This window comes from Streptomyces sp. NPDC089799 (assembly GCF_040684755.1).
In the GTDB taxonomy this organism is placed as follows: Bacteria; Actinomycetota; Actinomycetes; order Streptomycetales; family Streptomycetaceae; genus Streptomyces.
The window spans coordinates 16,903-33,237 of record NZ_JBFBGR010000015.1 but is presented as its reverse complement, the minus strand read 5'-3'; the positions used below and the strand labels follow the sequence as shown (position 1 = coordinate 33,237).

At 71.9% G+C, this 16,335-nt stretch carries 12 protein-coding genes; 5 read left to right on the top strand and 7 right to left on the bottom strand.

The window, feature by feature from the left end:
* Positions 1–2 precede the first annotated feature (2 nt).
* Positions 3–626, bottom strand: coding sequence for a TetR/AcrR family transcriptional regulator (locus AB0O36_RS18370; RefSeq protein WP_365111099.1), 624 nt, complete (start codon positions 624–626; stop codon positions 3–5).
* 262 nt (positions 627–888) lie between these two features.
* Between AB0O36_RS18370 and AB0O36_RS18365 the strand changes: the two genes are divergently transcribed.
* From AB0O36_RS18365 to AB0O36_RS18350, 4 genes are all read left to right on the top strand, one after another.
* The gene (locus AB0O36_RS18365; RefSeq protein ID WP_365111096.1) at positions 889–1,872 is read left to right on the top strand and encodes a tetratricopeptide repeat protein; all 984 of its coding nucleotides are present in this window, start codon (positions 889–891) and stop codon (positions 1,870–1,872) included.
* Positions 1,873–2,454: 582 nt separating this feature from the next.
* Complete coding sequence (locus AB0O36_RS18360; protein ID WP_365111093.1) at positions 2,455–3,096, top strand: DUF6230 family protein; 642 nt, start codon at positions 2,455–2,457, stop codon at positions 3,094–3,096.
* Positions 3,097–3,215: 119 nt separating this feature from the next.
* Positions 3,216–3,752, top strand: coding sequence for a DUF6114 domain-containing protein (locus tag AB0O36_RS18355; RefSeq protein ID WP_365111090.1), 537 nt, complete (start codon positions 3,216–3,218; stop codon positions 3,750–3,752).
* Entirely contained in the window at positions 3,742–5,094 is a 1,353-nt protein-coding gene (locus tag AB0O36_RS18350) for a hypothetical protein (protein WP_365111087.1), read from the top strand. Before AB0O36_RS18355 ends, AB0O36_RS18350 begins: the two co-directional genes overlap by 11 nt.
* A gap of 121 nt (positions 5,095–5,215) precedes the next feature.
* Here the strand turns inward: AB0O36_RS18350 and pyk are convergent, their stop codons facing one another.
* From pyk to pta, 3 genes are all read right to left on the bottom strand, one after another.
* The gene (gene pyk, locus AB0O36_RS18345; RefSeq protein ID WP_365111085.1) at positions 5,216–6,646 is read right to left on the bottom strand and encodes a pyruvate kinase; all 1,431 of its coding nucleotides are present in this window, start codon (positions 6,644–6,646) and stop codon (positions 5,216–5,218) included.
* Between the two features lie 62 nt (positions 6,647–6,708).
* Entirely contained in the window at positions 6,709–7,920 is a 1,212-nt protein-coding gene (locus tag AB0O36_RS18340; protein WP_365111082.1) for an acetate kinase, read from the bottom strand.
* A complete protein-coding gene (gene pta / locus AB0O36_RS18335; protein ID WP_365111080.1) occupies positions 7,917–10,037 on the bottom strand; it encodes a phosphate acetyltransferase in 2,121 nt (706 codons plus the stop codon). The genes AB0O36_RS18340 and pta overlap by 4 nt, the downstream gene beginning before the upstream one ends.
* 272 nt (positions 10,038–10,309) lie before the next feature.
* On the opposite strand from pta, the gene AB0O36_RS18330 reads away from it, so the two are divergent.
* Positions 10,310–11,335 carry an ATP-dependent 6-phosphofructokinase gene (locus tag AB0O36_RS18330; RefSeq protein ID WP_365111077.1) on the top strand — a complete coding sequence of 342 codons (1,026 nt, stop codon included), beginning with the start codon at positions 10,310–10,312 and terminating at the stop codon, positions 11,333–11,335.
* 50 nt (positions 11,336–11,385) lie between these two features.
* On the opposite strand, the gene AB0O36_RS18325 is transcribed toward AB0O36_RS18330, so the two are convergent.
* The 3 genes from AB0O36_RS18325 to AB0O36_RS18315 all read right to left on the bottom strand — a co-directional run bounded on the left by AB0O36_RS18325 (position 11,386) and on the right by AB0O36_RS18315 (position 16,049).
* The gene (locus AB0O36_RS18325) at positions 11,386–12,009 is read right to left on the bottom strand and encodes a helix-turn-helix transcriptional regulator (protein ID WP_365111422.1); all 624 of its coding nucleotides are present in this window, start codon (positions 12,007–12,009) and stop codon (positions 11,386–11,388) included.
* Between the two features lie 360 nt (positions 12,010–12,369).
* Positions 12,370–14,676 carry a 1,4-alpha-glucan branching enzyme gene (glgB, locus tag AB0O36_RS18320; RefSeq protein WP_365111075.1) on the bottom strand — a complete coding sequence of 769 codons (2,307 nt, stop codon included), beginning with the start codon at positions 14,674–14,676 and terminating at the stop codon, positions 12,370–12,372.
* Positions 14,673–16,049 carry a maltokinase gene (locus AB0O36_RS18315; protein WP_365111420.1) on the bottom strand — a complete coding sequence of 459 codons (1,377 nt, stop codon included), beginning with the start codon at positions 16,047–16,049 and terminating at the stop codon, positions 14,673–14,675. Before AB0O36_RS18315 ends, glgB begins: the two co-directional genes overlap by 4 nt.
* Positions 16,050–16,335 lie beyond the last annotated feature (286 nt).

Here is a 16,335-nt window from a genome sequence, read left to right as displayed (position 1 = left end):
CCTCAGGCGACGGGCCCGCGGAGACCGTGCATCAGCAGGGCCGTGAAGGTGGCCACCCACTCCTCGTCCACCGGCTCCGAACTGACCAGCGCGCGGTGCACCACCGTCCCGGCGATCACGTCGAAGATCAGGTCGGTGGTGCGGCCTGCGAGGGACTCGTCCTCCTCGTAGGGGAGTTCGCCCCTGGCCTGCGCGCGCTCCCGGCCCAGCACGACCAGGTGCTTCTGCCGGTCCACGATCGCCGACCGGATCCGGTCCCGCAGGGCCTCGTCCCGGGTGGACTCGGCGACCACCGCCATCAGTGCCGTACGGGCCTCCGGGCGCCGCAGCAGCTCCGCGAACCGGAGCACCACGTACTCGACGTCCGCCTCCAGCGAGCCGCGGTCCGGCAGCTCCAGGGAGTCGAACAGCTCCGCGACCGCGTCCACGACCAGCTCGTTCTTGCCGGCCCAGCGCCGGTAGAGGGTGGTCTTGGCGACGCCCGCGCGGGCCGAGACGTCGCTCATCGTCAGCTTGGACCAGCCCAGCTCGCACAGCGCGTCCCTCGTCGCCGCGAGGATCGCGGCGTCCGCCGCGGCGCTGCGCGGACGGCCGGTACGGCCGGAAGTGGAGCCAAGCGTGTGCATGGCAGAGGACCATACCCGCCAGTAGCGAAACCGCCGTGACCCCCGTCACCGTCTTGGTCACCGGTACCGCCACTGTGGCTGACATCACCGCCGCGAACGTCCCCGGGGGAGTTACGCTACGACTCGTAGCGTAAGAGCGAGACCGAAGCGACAACCACGCACCGCTACCGGCGCCAGGTGGGGACCCGGCGCCAAACAACCGGATTTCCGGCTTTCCGGCGAACTTTTTCGCAGGCGCGCGCACACGGGGGAGGATGTACGCATGCAGCCCAGAAACATGTCCATGAGCGGCGTCGTCGACCTCGCCGCGGTGAAGGCGGCCGGCGAGGCCAAGGCCAAGGCGGAGCAGGCGCGAGCGGAGGCCGCCCGGCAGGGCGGTTCCGCGGCGGTGCCGCCCTCCGCGCTCGTCATCGACGTCGACGAGGCCGGCTTCGAGCGTGATGTGATCCAGCTGTCCACCGAGGTCCCGGTCGTCATCGACTTCTGGGCCGAGTGGTGCGAGCCGTGCAAGCAGCTCGGCCCGCTGCTGGAGCGCATGGCCGTGGAGGCCAACGGCCGTTTCGTACTGGCCAAGGTGGACGTCGACGCCAACCAGATGCTGATGCAGCAGTTCGGCATCCAGGGCATCCCGGCGGTCTTCGCCGTGGTGGCCGGCCAGGCGCTGCCGCTGTTCCAGGGCGCGGCCCCCGAGCAGCAGATCCGCGAGACCCTCGCCCAGCTGATCCAGGTCGCCGAGGAGCGCTTCGGCCTGACCGGGATCACCGTGGACCCGGACGCCGAGGGGGCCCCCGCCGCCGCTGCGGCCGCCGGTGCCGCCGTGCCCGCGGGCCCGTACGACGCGCTGCTGGAAGCGGCCATGCGCGCGCTGGACGCGGGCGACCTGGGCGGTGCCGTCCAGGCGTACAAGAACGTGCTGGCCGAGGACCCGGCGCACCCGGAGGCCAGGCTGGGACTGGCCCAGGCCGAACTCCTCTCCCGGGTGCAGGACATGGACCCGCAGGCGGTGCGCACCGCTGCGGCGGACAACCCGCGGGACCCGGCGGCGCAGATCGCGGCGGCGGACCTGGACCTGGTGGGCGGGCATGTCGCGGACGCCTTCGGGCGGCTGGTCGACACCGTGCGGGTGACGGCCGGCGAGGACCGCGACGCGGTGCGGCTGCGGCTGCTGGAGCTGTTCGAGGTCATCGGTGCGGATGACCCGCGGGTGACGTCGGCCCGTACCGCGCTCGCCCGGGTGCTCTTCTGACGTTCCCCTCGAAGCCCCCTCGCGGGGCACCGGCGATTTATTGACACACAGCCGAACAGTGTCGTCGCTTTACCAAAACTTGGTAATGAGAAGAGCTGTTACTGGGAGTAAGTCGAACCCCCGGTTCTGTCCGCTTGCGGATGGAATCGGGGGTTCTGTCGTGGCCCCGGGTGACACCCTGTGTGGCGAGTCGGAAGCCGCGCGTCGTGCCCTGGTTATCCAGCCGTTACCCGCGAGTAACGAACCCCCTTGTGCCACGGCCGGGAATGGACCACGATCGGCCACGCTCGGTCCATCCCGCAGAGCCCTCATCCGGAGCTGAGGAGATGGGTCCCCACCGAGTGGACCGGCGGCCATGCCGCCGGCCCGGGACAGGGGGGTCTCTGCCGAACCGGCAGGGCCTGTCCTCCAGGTTGCGCGGACGCGTGGCCCAGTGGTTGTCGCTCGGGGGTGATCGCCGGTGTACCTGTCGCGGATCCGCGCCTCGGTCGCCTGCGCTCCTTCCCGAGGACGTAGCACTTCTCCCATCCCAGGACGGGCAGGGCCCGGACCGGAGATGTACGTCCGAGAAGGAGGAACAACATGAATTCCCAGGTTCGTGGCGGGACCAGATGGAAGCGCTTCGCGCTCGTCATGGTGCCGAGCATCGCGGCGACCGCCGCGGTGGGCGTCGGTCTGGCGCAGGGTGCCCTCGCGGCGTCCTTCAGCGTCTCCGGCCAGGACTTCAAGGTCCGCGCCGACAAGCTTGAGGGCAAGGACCTGATCCAGTACGGCGGTGTCGCCGAGGGTCACGACCTCAAGGGCAACCCGGCCGCCCACCCGGTGACCATCTCCGGGTTCAGCGAAGCCAAGATCACCAACATGTGCCAGTCGCTGGTGACCCCGATCCCCGGCATCGGCAACATCACGCTGAAGCTGCAGACCGGTCACAAGGGCCGCCCGGCAGTGGCGAAGAACATCTACCTGGATGTCGCCGAGCTGGACGCCGACGCCGAGTTCAAGAACCTCGACATCGGCGTGGCCGTGGGCGACCCCAGCCACAAGATGAAGGCTCAGCCCGGCACGGTGAAGAGCCCGTACGCGTTCTCGCAGCGTGCCGAGGAGGCGACGCTGTCCAACGTGCGGCAGAAGGCGTGGGCGACGACGGCGGGCACCTTCAGCCTGCCCGACCTCAAGCTGCGCCTGCTCGGCGGCGACCAGCCGTGCTACGAGGACGAGAAGTAGTCCGTCCGCGTTGCAGGACCGGACGGGCGGGCCGTGGTGGCCCGTGCCCCGCGGTGCGCTCCGCCCGTCCGGGCTCCACGTAGTTCTCCAGTACCACCGTTTCCAGGGAGCTGTTGTCCATGAACCCCCAGGCCCCGGTCAACGCCGCCCGCGACCACTGGCTCACCGTGGTGTACTACGGCTTCCATTCCTGGAGCGGCAAGCGGCCGTTCTGGGCCGGGCTGTTCACCCTGCTCGCCGGTGTGCCGATCGCCTACTTCCCCTACGCGGACCTCCGGCTCGGCAGTGTCACCATCGCCATGGCGACGACCGGCGGTGCCGGCGCCCTGATCATCGGCGTCCTGCTGATCACCCTGGGCCTCGCCCTCTGGTTCCAGCAGTCGATCCGGATCTTCGCGGGCGTCGCCACGCTCCTCCTCGGCCTCGTGTCGCTGCCGGTGTCCAACCTCGGCGGCTTCTTCATGGGCTTCCTCTGCGCACTGGTGGGCGGCTGCCTCGCCCTGTCGTGGGCACCGGGCACCCCGGTCGAGGAGCCGGCCGGAGCGCCCGTCGGGGCGATGGCCGCAGTGGCCGTCCCCGGCCCCCGCGGTATGGAAACGGACCACGCGACCGAGACGACCGGCCACGCCGATGGCGGGAGGAACAGTGCGGGGTGACGAGACGCAGCGGGCCGTGGCCCCAGACGCAGAGTCCCGTGAGAGGAAGGGCCCGCGGCACGCGGCCCCCAGGAAGTCGCTGCTGACGAAGCTCCAGATACCCGTCGGCAAGACCATGGCGCTCGCCGCGATGCCCACGGCCGTGTTCGTCGGCATGGGCATGGGCCCGAGGCTGGCCCTGGCCGACGAGAAGGAGATCCCGTTCGCGCCGGGGCCGTGCGTGACGCGGTCGGACGAGCCGAAGGACGAGGAGAGCAAGTCCCCGTCCCCCACCCCGTCCACCTCGGCCTCGAAGAGCCCCTCCAAGACGCCCTCGCCGGGTGCCTCGCCCGGTGCGAGCCCCTCGGCCCGCCCGACGGGCAAGGCGCCGGCCCCCACGCCGTCCGCGTCCTCGTCCGCCGGGGCCCGGACGAAGCCCGGGCAGGACCCGCCCGCATCGGCCGCCACCCCGGCCCCGACCGCCACTCGGAAGGCCGACCCGCTCGACCCGCTGGGCCTGAGCGACAAGGTCGGTGACCTCCTCGACGGGCTGGCCGGCAAGCAGCCCGCCACGCCCGCCCCGCCCGCGGGGCCGGTCACCCCGCAGCCCCCGGCCGCTCCCCACCCGCAGGAGCAGGCCATCCGGGACGCCGCCAAGGACGCCGGCGTACAGGTCGGCGAGCTCTCCGACGAGGTCAAGGGCACCAAGGGCAAGCCCAAGGACGAGACCGGACGGACCGGCACCGGCGACGGCCGGACCGCCGTCGAGGACGCCAAGGACGCCAAGGACGACAAGGCGGCCGACGACGACAAGGCGGCCGACGCGAAGAAGGACGAGGAGGGAGAGGACGGCAAGGACAAGGACGGCAAGGAGCCGTTCCCCTGCCCGACCTACGACGCGAAGGCGCTGGCCGACGCCGAGCTCGAACCCGGCATCCCGCTCCTGCCGGACGAGCCCTGGTACCTGGACAGCTCCCTGCTGACCCTCTACGGGCTGAAGTACCACGGCATCGTCGAGGTGAAGACGGCCGGCGGCAAGGTCAAGAAGGTCCTCAAGTTCACCGCGGACTCGCTGGACATCAAGGACCTCTACCAGACCGTCGGCAAGACCGGGAACGTCGCGCACCTCAAGTCGCGGCCCGGCTCCACCTCGAAGATCCGAGGGGGCACGGTGACCATGTACACCGAGTCCCTCAAGGGCAACCTGTTCGGGATCATCCCGATCGAGTTCACCCCCAACAGCCCGCCCCCGCTGGACGTCCCGTTCGCCTTCTTCACCAAGGTCAAGGTCGTCCAGGCCGGCCAGTTCGGCGGCACCCTGACCGTCCCGGGCCTGAAGAACTACATAGGCCCGCCCGAGTAGCCGCCGCCCGCGTCCGGCACCGCACCGGCGCGGCATCGCGGTACGCAACGGCCGAGGCCCGCACTCCCAGGGGGAGTGCGGGCCTCGGCCGGCTGTGCGGGCGTACTGCGGGGGGACGGCCTCAGTCGAGGTCGCCGCCGCCCAGGTGGTGGACCCGGACCATGTTGGTGGTGCCGGGCACGCCGGGGGGAGAACCGGCCGTGATGATCATGGTGTCGCCCGCGTTGAACCGCTTGAGCTTGAGCATCTCGCCGTCCACCAGGTCGACCATCGCGTCCGTGTTGTCCACGAACGGGACGATGTGGGACTCGACGCCCCAGCTCAGGGTGAGCTGGTTGCGGGTGTTCGCATCGGTGGTGAAGGCCACGATCGGCTGGGTCACGCGGTAGCGGGACAGGCGCCGGGCGGTGTCGCCGGACTGGGTGAAGGCGACCAGCGCCTTGCCGTCCAGGAAGTCGGCGATCTCGCAGGCCGCGCGGGCCACGGAGCCGCCCTGGGTGCGCGGCTTCTTGCCCTGGACCAGCGGCTGCAGGCCCTTGGAGAGGAGCTCCTCCTCGGCCGCCGTGACGATCTTCGACATCGTCTTGACGGTCTCGATCGGGTACTGGCCGACCGAGGACTCGGCGGACAGCATGACCGCGTCCGCGCCGTCCAGGATCGCGTTGGCCACGTCGGAGGCCTCGGCGCGGGTCGGCCGGGAGTTGGTGATCATCGACTCCATCATCTGGGTCGCGACGATCACCGGCTTGGCGTTGCGGCGGCACATCTCGATGAGCCGCTTCTGGACCATCGGGACCTTCTCGAGCGGGTACTCGACGGCCAGGTCACCGCGCGCCACCATGACGGCGTCGAAGGCGGCGACCACGGCCTCCATGTTCTCCACCGCCTGCGGCTTCTCGACCTTGGCGATGACGGGGACCTGGCGGCCCTCCTCGTCCATGACCTGGTGGACGTCGCGGACGTCGTTGGCGTCACGGACGAAGGACAGCGCGACCATGTCGCAGCCCATGCGGAGGGCGAAGCGGAGGTCCTCCTTGTCCTTCTCCGACAGGGCCGGCACGTTGACGGCCGCACCGGGCAGGTTGATGCCCTTGTGGTCGGAGATGACGCCGCCCTCGATGACGACGGTCTTGACCCGGGGGCCCTCGACCGCGATCACCTGGAGCTCGACGTTGCCGTCGTTGATCAGGACCTGGTCGCCCTTGGTGACGTCCCCCGGCAGACCCTTGTAGGTGGTGCCGCAGATGGACTTGTCGCCCGGGACGTCCTCGGTGGTGATGGTGAACTCGTCACCGCGCACCAGCTCGACCGGACCCTCGGCGAAGGTCTCGAGGCGGATCTTGGGTCCCTGCAGGTCGGCGAGGACGCCGATCGCGCGCCCGGTGTCCTCGGCGGCCTTCCGGACGCGGTCGTACCGCTCCTGGTGTTCTGCCTGGGAGCCGTGGCTGAAGTTGAATCGGGCCACGTTCATGCCTGCCTCGATGAGCGCTTTCAGCTGCTCATACGAGTCGACGGCGGGGCCCAGCGTGCAGACGATTTTGGAACGGCGCATAAGCGGATCCTATCCCGTTTGTTTCGCAGCGGAATATTCCGTCTGGCGGAAACTCCAACTGACTATTCAGTAACAAGCGCGTAGCACTGCTCTGCGATCTCCAGCTCCTCGTCGGTCGGGACCACCGCCACGGCGACCCGCGCCGAGGCCGCCGAGATCAGCCGCGGTTCGCCCGAGCGCACCGCGTTGGCCTGCGGATCCAGCACCAGGCCGAGCCCCTCCAGGCCGTCCACGGCAGCTTCCCGCACTGCGGCCGCGTTCTCCCCGACCCCCGCCGTGAAGACCACCGCGTCCACCCGGCCGAGCGCCGCCGTGTAGGCGCCGATGTACTTCTTCAGCCGGTACGCGTACGTCGCGAAGGCGGACCGCGCCGCCTCGTCGCCCTCGCCGGCCCGGCGCAGCACCTCCCGCATGTCGTTGTCCCCGCACATGCCCAGCAGACCGCTCCGCTTGTTGAGCAGCGAGTCGATCTCGTCGACCGACAGGCCGCCGACCCGGGCCAGGTGGAAGACCACCGCCGGGTCCAGGTCGCCCGAGCGGGTGCCCATGACCAGGCCCTCCAGCGGGGTCAGCCCCATCGAGGTGTCCACGCACACCCCGCCCCGGACCGCCGACGCCGAGGCGCCGTTGCCCAGGTGCAGCACGATGACGTTCACGTCCTCGGGGGCCTTGCCCAGCAGGGCCGCGGCGGCCCGCGACACGTAGGCGTGCGAGGTGCCGTGGAAGCCGTACCGGCGGACGGAGTACTTCGCCGCGGTCTCCGCGTCGATCGCGTACCGGGCGGCGTGGTCCGGGATCGTCGCGTGGAAGGCGGTGTCGAACACCGCCACCTGGGGGATGTCGGGGCGCAGGGAGCGCGCCACCTCGATGCCGGTGAGGTTCGCCGGATTGTGCAGCGGGGCCAGCGGCACCAGCTGCCCGATCTCGGCGAGCACCTCGTCGTCGATGACGGTGGGCGCGGTGAAGCGGGTGCCGCCGTGCACCACCCGGTGTCCGACCGCGGCGAGCTCGGGGGAGTCCAGGCCCAGCCCGTCCGAGGCCAGCTCCGCCGCCACCGCCTCCAGCGCCGCGGCGTGGTCGGCGATCGGGCCGAGCCGTTCGCGCTTCCCGCCGCCGGCGCTCAGGGGCTCGTGGACCAGCCGGGAGGTCTCCTCGCCGATCCGCTCCACCAGGCCGACGGCCAGCCGCGACCGGTCGGCCATGTCGAGCAGCTGGTACTTGACCGACGAGGAGCCGGAGTTGAGGACGAGGACGCGCGACGCGTTCGCGTTCACTGGGTACGTGTTCCTTGCTTCGACGACTGGGGCCGGGACTGGCTTTGCGACTCGCTCTGGGACTGGATCGCCGTGATCGCGATCGTGGTGACGATGTCCTGGACCAGGGCGCCGCGCGAGAGGTCGTTGACCGGCTTGCGCAGACCCTGGAGCACCGGGCCCACCGCGACGGCGCCGGCCGAACGCTGCACGGCCTTGTAGGTGTTGTTGCCGGTGTTGAGGTCCGGGAAGATCAGTACGGTCGCCCGCCCGGCCACCTCGGAGTCCGGCAGCTTGGTCGCGGCCACGTCGGCGTCCACGGCCGCGTCGTACTGGATCGGGCCCTCGATCATCAGGTCCGGCCGCTGCGAGCGGACCAGCTCGGTGGCCTTGCGGACCTTGTCCACGTCCGCACCGGAACCGGAGGTCCCGGTGGAGTACGAGAGCATCGCGATCCGCGGCTCGACCCCGAACGCGGCCGCCGTGGCGGCGGACTGGACGGCGATGTCGGCGAGCTGCTCGGCATTCGGGTCCGGGTTGACCGCGCAGTCGCCGTAGACGAGCACCTTGTCCGCCAGGCACATGAAGAACACGGACGAGACGATCGAGGCGTCGGCCTTGGTCTTGATGATCTCGAAGGCGGGCCGGATGGTCGCCGCGGTGGAGTGCACCGAGCCGGAGACCATGCCGTCGGCGAGCCCCTCCTGCACCATCAGGGTGCCGAAGTAATTCACGTCGGTGACCACGTCGTTGGCCAGCTCGACGGTCATCCCCTTGTGGGCGCGGACCTGCGCGTAGTGCTCGGCGAACCGTTCCCTCAGCGGGGAGACGGCCGGATCGACGATGTCCGCCCGGCTGATGTCCACGCCGAGGTCCGCGGCCTTCTTCAGCACCGCCTGGGTCTCGCCCAGCAGGGTCAGGTCGCAGACCCCGCGCCGCAGCACCACGTCGGCGGCCCGCAGCACCCGCTCCTCGGTCCCCTCGGGCAGCACCACCCGACGGCGCTCGGAACGGGCCTGCTCCAGCAGCGCGTTCTCGAACATCATCGGGGTGACCCGCTCGGAGCGGGCCACCGACAGCAGCCCGCGCAGCTCCGCGGTGTCCACGTGCCGCTCGAACAGACCGAGCGCGGTCTCCAGCTTGCGGGGCGTCGCGGAGGTCAGCCGGCTCTGCAGGGAGAAGAGTTCGGTGGCGGTCGGGAAGCTGTTGCCGGCCACCGACACCACCGGCGTGCCCGGCGCCAGCTTCGAGGCCAGGGCCAGCACGTCCTCTCCGGGGCGCTCGTTCAGGGTCAGCAGCACGCCGGCGATCGGCGGGGTTCCGGCGGTGTGCGCGGCCAGCGCGCCGACCACCAGGTCGGAGCGGTCGCCGGGGGTGACCACCAGGCAGCCGGGGGTCAGGGCGTTCAGGAAGTTCGGCAGGTGGGCGCCGCCGAAGACGAAGTCCAGGGCGTCCCGGGACAGCCCGGCGTCGTCGCCGAGCAGCACCTCGCCGTCGAGCGCCCGGGTGATCTGGGCGACGGTCGGCGCGGCCAGGGACTTGTCGTCCGGCAGGACGTAGCAGGGGACCGGCAGGCGGGCGGCCAGCCGGTCGGCTATCGCCGCGCGGTCCTCGGCGGCCACCCGGTTGACCACCATGGCGACCACCTGGCAGCCCAGGCCCTCGTACGCGCGATGGGCGTTGCGGGCCTCGGCGCGCACCGATTCGGCGGGCTGCCGGGTGCCGCCGACCACGGGGATGACGACGGCGCCCAGCTCGTTGGCGAGCCGGGCGTTGAGCGCCAGCTCGTCGGGCAGGTTGGTCTCGGCGTAGTCGGTGCCGAGGACCAGCATGACGTCGAAGTCGCGGGCGGCCCGCTGGTAGCGGTCGACCAGCCGGGAGACCAGCTCGTCGGTGCCCTTCTCGGCCAGGACGACGGATGCCTCGTGGTACTCCATGCCGAACGCGGTCGCCGGGTCCTGCTCCAGCCGGTACCGGCCCCGCAGTACGTCGAACAGGCGGTCCGGGGCGTCGTGCAGCAGGGGCCGGTACACACCGACCCGGCCCGTCTGGCGGGTCAGCAGCTCCATGATTCCCAGCTCGACGACCTGCCGGCCGTCCCCCCGGTCGATGCCGGTCAGGTACACGCTGCGCGTCACGCCTGCTCTCCGTCCTTGTCGGTGACTGCCATGTCCGGGGACGTGCCGGGCCCCGTGCCGGGTTCCGTGCCCCGTGCCCTGTCCCGCGTCATGCCCGTGTGTGAAATTTTCCCCGCCAGAGCGGACTCGCCCCCTTGACAATACCCCCGGCAGTGGTTAAAGCGCTTGCCGGGAGCAGTACGGGGCGCGCCCGGTCACCGGGGCGTGAAAGAATCGGACAAGCTTCGCGAAAGACCCAGGAATGGACGAGCAGGAGCAGGAGACACAGCGCGATGCGTATCGGAGTTCTCACCGCAGGCGGCGACTGCCCGGGCCTGAACGCCGTCATCCGGTCGGTCGTCCACCGTGCCGTCGTCGGGCACGGGGACGAAGTCATCGGCTTCGAGGACGGCTTCAAGGGACTCCTCGACGGCCACCTCCGTCCGCTGGACATCAACGCGGTCAGCGGCATCCTGGCCCGCGGCGGAACCATCCTGGGCTCGGCCCGTCTGGAGCGGTCCCGGCTGCGCGAAGCCGCCGAGAACTGCGAGGCCCTGTCCCGGAAGTACGGCCTGGACGTGCTGATCCCGATCGGCGGCGAGGGCACCCTGACCGCCGCCCGGATGCTGGCCGACGCGGGCATGCCGGTGGTCGGCGTACCGAAGACCATCGACAACGACATCTCCGCCACCGACCGCACCTTCGGCTTCGACACCGCGGTCACCGTCGCCACCGAGGCCATGGACCGCCTCAAGACCACCGCCGAGTCGCACCAGCGGGTGATGGTCGTCGAGGTGATGGGCCGGCACGCCGGCTGGATCGCCCTGGAGTCCGGCATGGCGGGCGGCGCCCACGGCATCTGCCTGCCCGAGCGTCCGTTCGAGGTGGGCGACCTGGTCAAGATGGTCGAGGAGCGGTTCGCCCGGGGCAAGAAGTTCGCCGTCATCTGCGTGGCCGAGGGGGCCCACCCGGCCGAGGGCTCGATGCCGTACGAGAAGGGCGCGATCGACCAGTACGGGCACGAGCGCTTCGCCGGCATCGGCAACCGGCTGGCCGTCGAACTGGAGCACCGGCTCGGCAAGGAGGCCCGTCCGGTCATCCTCGGCCACGTCCAGCGAGGCGGAGTGCCCACCGCCTACGACCGGGTCCTGGCGACCCGCTTCGGCTGGCACGCGGTCGAGGCCGCCCACCGGGGGGACTACGGCAACATGACCGCCCTGCGCGGCACCGACATCGTGATGGCGCCGCTGGCGTCCGCGGTCACCGAGCTCAAGAGGGTGCCGGAGTACCGCATGTACGAAGCGGAGTCGGTCTTCTGACCGGCGGCCGGTCCGGTGGCCGGTCCGGTGGTCGGTCCGCCGGGGCCGGTCTACTCCGCGCCCCGGGCCAGGGCCCAGAACCGGTCCACGATGTCCGCGAGGTACTCCCGGCCCGAGTCCCCGCTGGCGGCGCCGCCCAGGTCGCCGCCCCAGCTGAGCGTGGCGACCATGCGTGACTGGTACTCGGAGTGCAGGCGTTCGAGCACGAGCTCCAGGTGCTCCTTGGGCACCGGCAGCAGCTTCGCCAGCGGCTTGGTGTACCCCTGCCAGCGGGTGGTGGCCGCGCTGCGCAGCAGTCCGGCGAGTTCCTCCTGCTTTCCGGTGGCGGCGACGTACTGCGGCAGGGAGAGGGCCAGTACGGCGGCCAGGGCGGCGGACTGCCGCTCGTTGCCCTTCCAGCGGCCGGAGTCCTCCATCCGCTGGTAGGAGTTCGTGTCCAGTCCGACCCGCCGGGCGAGGTCGTCCACGGAGTACCCGCGGGCGATCCGGTGCTCCCGCAGGGTGACCGGCTCGGCCAGCAGGTCGCCGGGGGAACACCACAGCACGCCCGCGAGGGCGGTGAGTTCGGTGGAGTCGGGCGATTTCTCGCCGAGTTCCCAGGACATGACCGTCTCCGGGTCCACGGCGATTCCGTACTGGGCGCGCAGGCCGTAGGCGACGTGGCCTGGCGCCATGCCCAGCGCCACGCGCAGACGGCGGGCGGCGGGGGCATTGAAAGGTGGGCTCTGGTGCACGAGGCACACGGTAGAAGTGGCCGGGGGGTGCCGACTACGGGCTGTTCACCCAAGGTCACAACTCGTAGGAAAGTCCTAGGATGGTCGGCGCTTTGGTCCGTTTTTCCCGTGACTGCGAGGTAATCGATTAGTGGAAGATCCACTTCCGTGACTCGGTGTAGCCGAGGTTTGCTCACGTTTTCGGCCAAGCGTACGCGATACGTATCACGTGATGCGCGCCACACCCCCCGGAAGGGCGAGGGGGGCCCGGGCGGCCGGCGCAAGCCGCCCGCCGGGCCCGGACCCCACCCCCGGCGGCCGCTACGGCCTGAGCCAGACCGTGGCCAGCGGCGGCAGCGTCAGCCGGAGGCTCGCCGCCCGGCCGTGGGACGGCTCCGGCAGCGCGGGCAGCGGCCGGGCGTGGCGAATGCCGCTGCCCCCGTACCGCTCGTCATCGGTGTTCAGCACCTCCCGCCACGCCCGCGGCCCGTCCGGCACGCCGATCCGGTAGTCGTGCCGGACCACCGGGGAGAAGTTGCTGACCGCCAGCAGCGGCGAGCCGTCCGCCGCGTACCGGAGGAAGGCGAAGACGTTGTCGTCGGACGCGTCCGACGCCACCCATGCGAACCCGTCCGGCACGCTGTCCCGCTCCCACAGGGAGGGTGCGTCCAGGTAGGTGCGGTTCAGATCGGCCACCAGCTCCTGCACCCCCCGGTGGTCGCCCGCCGCCGAGTACGCCGGGTCCACCAGCCACCAGTCCGGCCCGTGCGCCTCCGACCACTCGGCCCCCTGTGCGAACTCCTGCCCCATGAACAGCAGTTGCTTGCCGGGGTGGGCCCACATGAAGCCCAGGTAGGCCCGGTGGCAGGCCCGCTGCTGCCACCAGTCCCCGGGCATCTTCGAGACCAGCGCGCCCTTCCCGTGCACCACCTCGTCGTGCGAGATGGGCAGCACGTAGTTCTCGCTGTACGCGTAGACCATCCCGAAGGTCATGTCGTGGTGGTGGTACTTCCGGTGCACCGGCTCCTTCCCCACGTAGCGGAGGGTGTCGTGCATCCAGCCCATGTTCCACTTCAGGCCGAAGCCCAGGCCCCCGCTGTCGGTCGGCCGGGTCACCCCGTCCCAGGCGGTGGACTCCTCGGCGATGGTCACCACTCCCGGGCAGCGCCGGTACACGGTGGCGTTCATCTCCTGCAGGAAGCGGACCGCGTCCCAGTTCTCCCGGCCGCCCTGCTCGTTGGGCGCCCACTCGCCCTCGTTCCGCGAGTAGTCCAGGTAGAGCATCGAGGCGACCGCGTCCACCCGGATGCCGTCCACGTGGAACTCCTGTGCCCAGTACACCGCGTTGGCCACCAGGAAGTTGCGGACCTCGGTGCGCCCGTAGTCGAACTCCAGCGTCCCCCAGTCCGGGTGCGCCGACCGCCGCGGGTCCGGGTGCTCGTAGAGCGGGCGCCCGTCGAACTCCGCCAGCGCCCACTCGTCCCGAGGGAAGTGCGCCGGTACCCAGTCGACGATCACCCCGATGCCGGCCCGGTGCAGCGAGTCCACCAGGAAGCGGAAGTCGTCCGGGCTGCCCATCCGGGAGGTCGGCGCGTAGAACCCCGTCACCTGGTAGCCCCAGGAGCCGCCGAAGGGGTGCTCGGCCACCGGCATGAGCTCCACATGGGTGAAGCCGAGCCCCTTCACATAGGCCGGCAGCTGCTCGGCGAGCTCCCGGTAGCCCAGCCCCGGCCGCCACGAGGCCAGGTGGACCTCGTACACGGAGAACGGCGCCTGGTGCGGCGGAAGCTTCCCCCGGCCCGCCATCCACTCCGCGTCCTGCCAGGCGTACGTGCTGGAGGTGACCACCGAGGCGGTGGCCGGCGGCACCTCGGTGCGCCGCGCCATCGGGTCGGCGCGCACGGTGTGGGAGCCGTCCGGCCGGGTGATGTCGAACTTGTAGAGCGCGCCCTCGCCGATGCCCGGCAGGAACAGCTCCCACACCCCGCTGGACCCCAGCGACCGCATCGGGTGCGCCGCCGGGTCCCAGTACGAGAAGTCGCCGGTGACGCGCACCCCCTGCGCGTTGGGCGCCCACACGGTGAACCGGGTGCCGGCCACCCCCTGGTGCTCCATGGGCCGGGCGCCGAGCGCGGTCCACAGCTCCTCGTGCCGGCCCTCGGTGATCAGGTGCAGGTCCAGGTCGCCCAGGGCGGGCAGGAACCGGTACGGGTCGTGCACCTCGCTCTCGTGGCCGTCGTACGCCACCAGGAGCCGGTAGTCCGGCACCTCGGTGAGCGGCAGCAGCCCCGAGAACAGCCCGTCCCCTTCGTGGTGCAGCCCGGTCCGCAGGCCCTTGGCGATCACGGTCACCGAGGTCGCGTGCGGGCGCAGGGTCCGGACCGCCACCCCGCCCCGCAGGACCCGGGCGCCCAGGACCGCGTGCGGGTCGTGGTGCCGGCCCTCCAGCAGCCGGGCCCGCTCGTCCGCGTGCAGCGGGGGAGCGGGCCGCACCCGGTGCGCGGGGGCCGCGGCGGACGCGGGCGCGGCGGACGCCGCCTTGCGGGCGCGTGGTGTGCGGGGCTTCTTGGCGGGGGCGTCGCCCTTGGCGACGGGGGACGGCGGCGACGGCTGACGGGCGGCGCTCACGTGTGCGGCCTCCTCGGGGGCTGCGGGCGGGGGTGGGGGGAAGGTGCGGTTGCCCGTTTGGCGGGCGGGCGGTCGCGCTCGGAGAGGCGGCGGATGGCCGCCATCGGGACGTGCAGCCAGTCCGGGCGGTGCCGGGACTCGTAACGGGCCTCGTAGACCGCCTTGTCCGTCTCGTACGCGCGCAGCAGCACCGGGTCCTCGCGGGGGTCGCGGCCGGTGGTGCGGGCGTAGCCCTCGCAGAAGGCGGCGCGGGCGGCGTCCGCCCAGGCCGGGGCGAACGGCTGGTGGGAGCGGGCGGCGTAGTCGAAGCTGCGGAGCATGCCGGCGATGTCCCGGACGGCCGGCTCGGGGCGGCGGCGCTCGGCCAGCGGCCGGGCCGGCTCGCCCTCGAAGTCGATCAGTGCCCAGGTGCCGTCGGCGGCCCGCAGGGTCTGGCCCAGGTGCAGGTCGCCGTGGATCCGCTGGGCCGGAACGGCCAGCCCGCGGGAGGCGGCCAGTGCGTCGAAGGCGCCGCGCAGCCCGGCCTCGTACGGCCGCAGGGCGGGCACCTCGCGGACCGTCGCGGCCAGCCGGGCGGTCATCCCGGCGGCCAGCCGGGCGGTGCGCTCCGGGTCGAGGGCCACGGTCGGCAGCGCGGTCGCCAGGGCGCTGTGCACCTCGGCGGTGGCCCGGCCCAGGGCGTGCGCCTCCGTGGTGAAGTCGGCCCCGGCGCCCAGCTTGCGCAGGGCGAGCTGCCAGCCGTCGTGCGAACCGCGCAGGTAGGGCTGGAGCACGCCCAGGGTCAGCGGCTCCGGGCGGCCCCGGCCGTCGGTGACGCCGGGCAGGTCCGCCTCGTACCAGGCGACCGGCGCCGGTACGCGAGCGCAGCCGGCGGCGGCCAGCGCCCGGGGCAGCTCCAGGTCCGGGTTGACCCCGGGGCCGACCCGGCGGAACACCTTGAGGATGTACGAATCCCCGTAGATCAGCGAGGAGTTGGTCTGTTCGCCGGAGAGCGGCCGGGGGGCCAGCGCGGCCGGGATCAGGGCCATCGGGTCGCGGTCGAAGCGGAGCGGGCCGAGCACCCCGGGGGCGCGCAGCCGTTCCAGCAGCAGTGCGGCGAGCCGGGGGTCGCCGAGCCCCTCGTAGACGAACTGGCCGGCGTAGGGTCCGGTCTCGGCGCGCCCGATCAGGGCGGGTGCGAGGGCGGGCGGCAGGGCCGGCCGGACGCCGAGCAGCAGCTGGTAGCAGTCGCCGTCGACGTCCACCAGCAGGTGGAGCAGGCCGGGAACCACCCGGGGCGGCAGCAGGTCGGCCGCCGAGACGAGCTGGACCCGGCCGATCTCGCGTCCCTTGCCGGCGAACCAGCGCTGGTGGGGGAGCCAGGCGCGGAGCATGGGCTCCAGCGGGCCGAGCCGGTCTGCGGCGAGGCGGCCGTGGCCGCCGCGCGGGCGGCTCCGGGCGGATGCAGCCTCTGACATGGCGTTGCGTCCTTTCCCCGGGGCCGTCATGGAATGCGAAGAGTGTCCCGGATTGCGGTGATTGCTGTCCGGCGATGGGCGAGTGTCGGGCCAGGATGATCCGTCCAGGGACGGCGATTGACCCGTTCGCCGCCGGTGGCCGTGCACGTGGTGCGGGGTGGGGCGGGGTGGGACGGGGCCGGCGCGGGTGGCGCCGGCCGCC

Excerpts from the sequence above, each read along its gene's own strand:
- pyk (WP_365111085.1), bottom strand. The coding sequence starts at position 6,646 with ATGCGCCGTTCCAAAATCGTCTGCACGCTGGGCCCCGCCGTCGACTCG.
- AB0O36_RS18355 (WP_365111090.1), top strand. The coding sequence starts at position 3,216 with ATGAACCCCCAGGCCCCGGTCAACGCCGCCCGCGACCACTGGCTCACC.
- AB0O36_RS18330 (WP_365111077.1), top strand. The coding sequence starts at position 10,310 with ATGCGTATCGGAGTTCTCACCGCAGGCGGCGACTGCCCGGGCCTGAAC.
- AB0O36_RS18365 (WP_365111096.1), top strand. The coding sequence starts at position 889 with ATGCAGCCCAGAAACATGTCCATGAGCGGCGTCGTCGACCTCGCCGCG.
- AB0O36_RS18370 (WP_365111099.1), bottom strand. The coding sequence starts at position 626 with ATGCACACGCTTGGCTCCACTTCCGGCCGTACCGGCCGTCCGCGCAGC.
- AB0O36_RS18360 (WP_365111093.1), top strand. The coding sequence starts at position 2,455 with ATGAATTCCCAGGTTCGTGGCGGGACCAGATGGAAGCGCTTCGCGCTC.
- AB0O36_RS18315 (WP_365111420.1), bottom strand. The coding sequence starts at position 16,049 with ATGCTCCGCGCCTGGCTCCCCCACCAGCGCTGGTTCGCCGGCAAGGGA.
- AB0O36_RS18325 (WP_365111422.1), bottom strand. The coding sequence starts at position 12,009 with ATGGCGCCAGGCCACGTCGCCTACGGCCTGCGCGCCCAGTACGGAATC.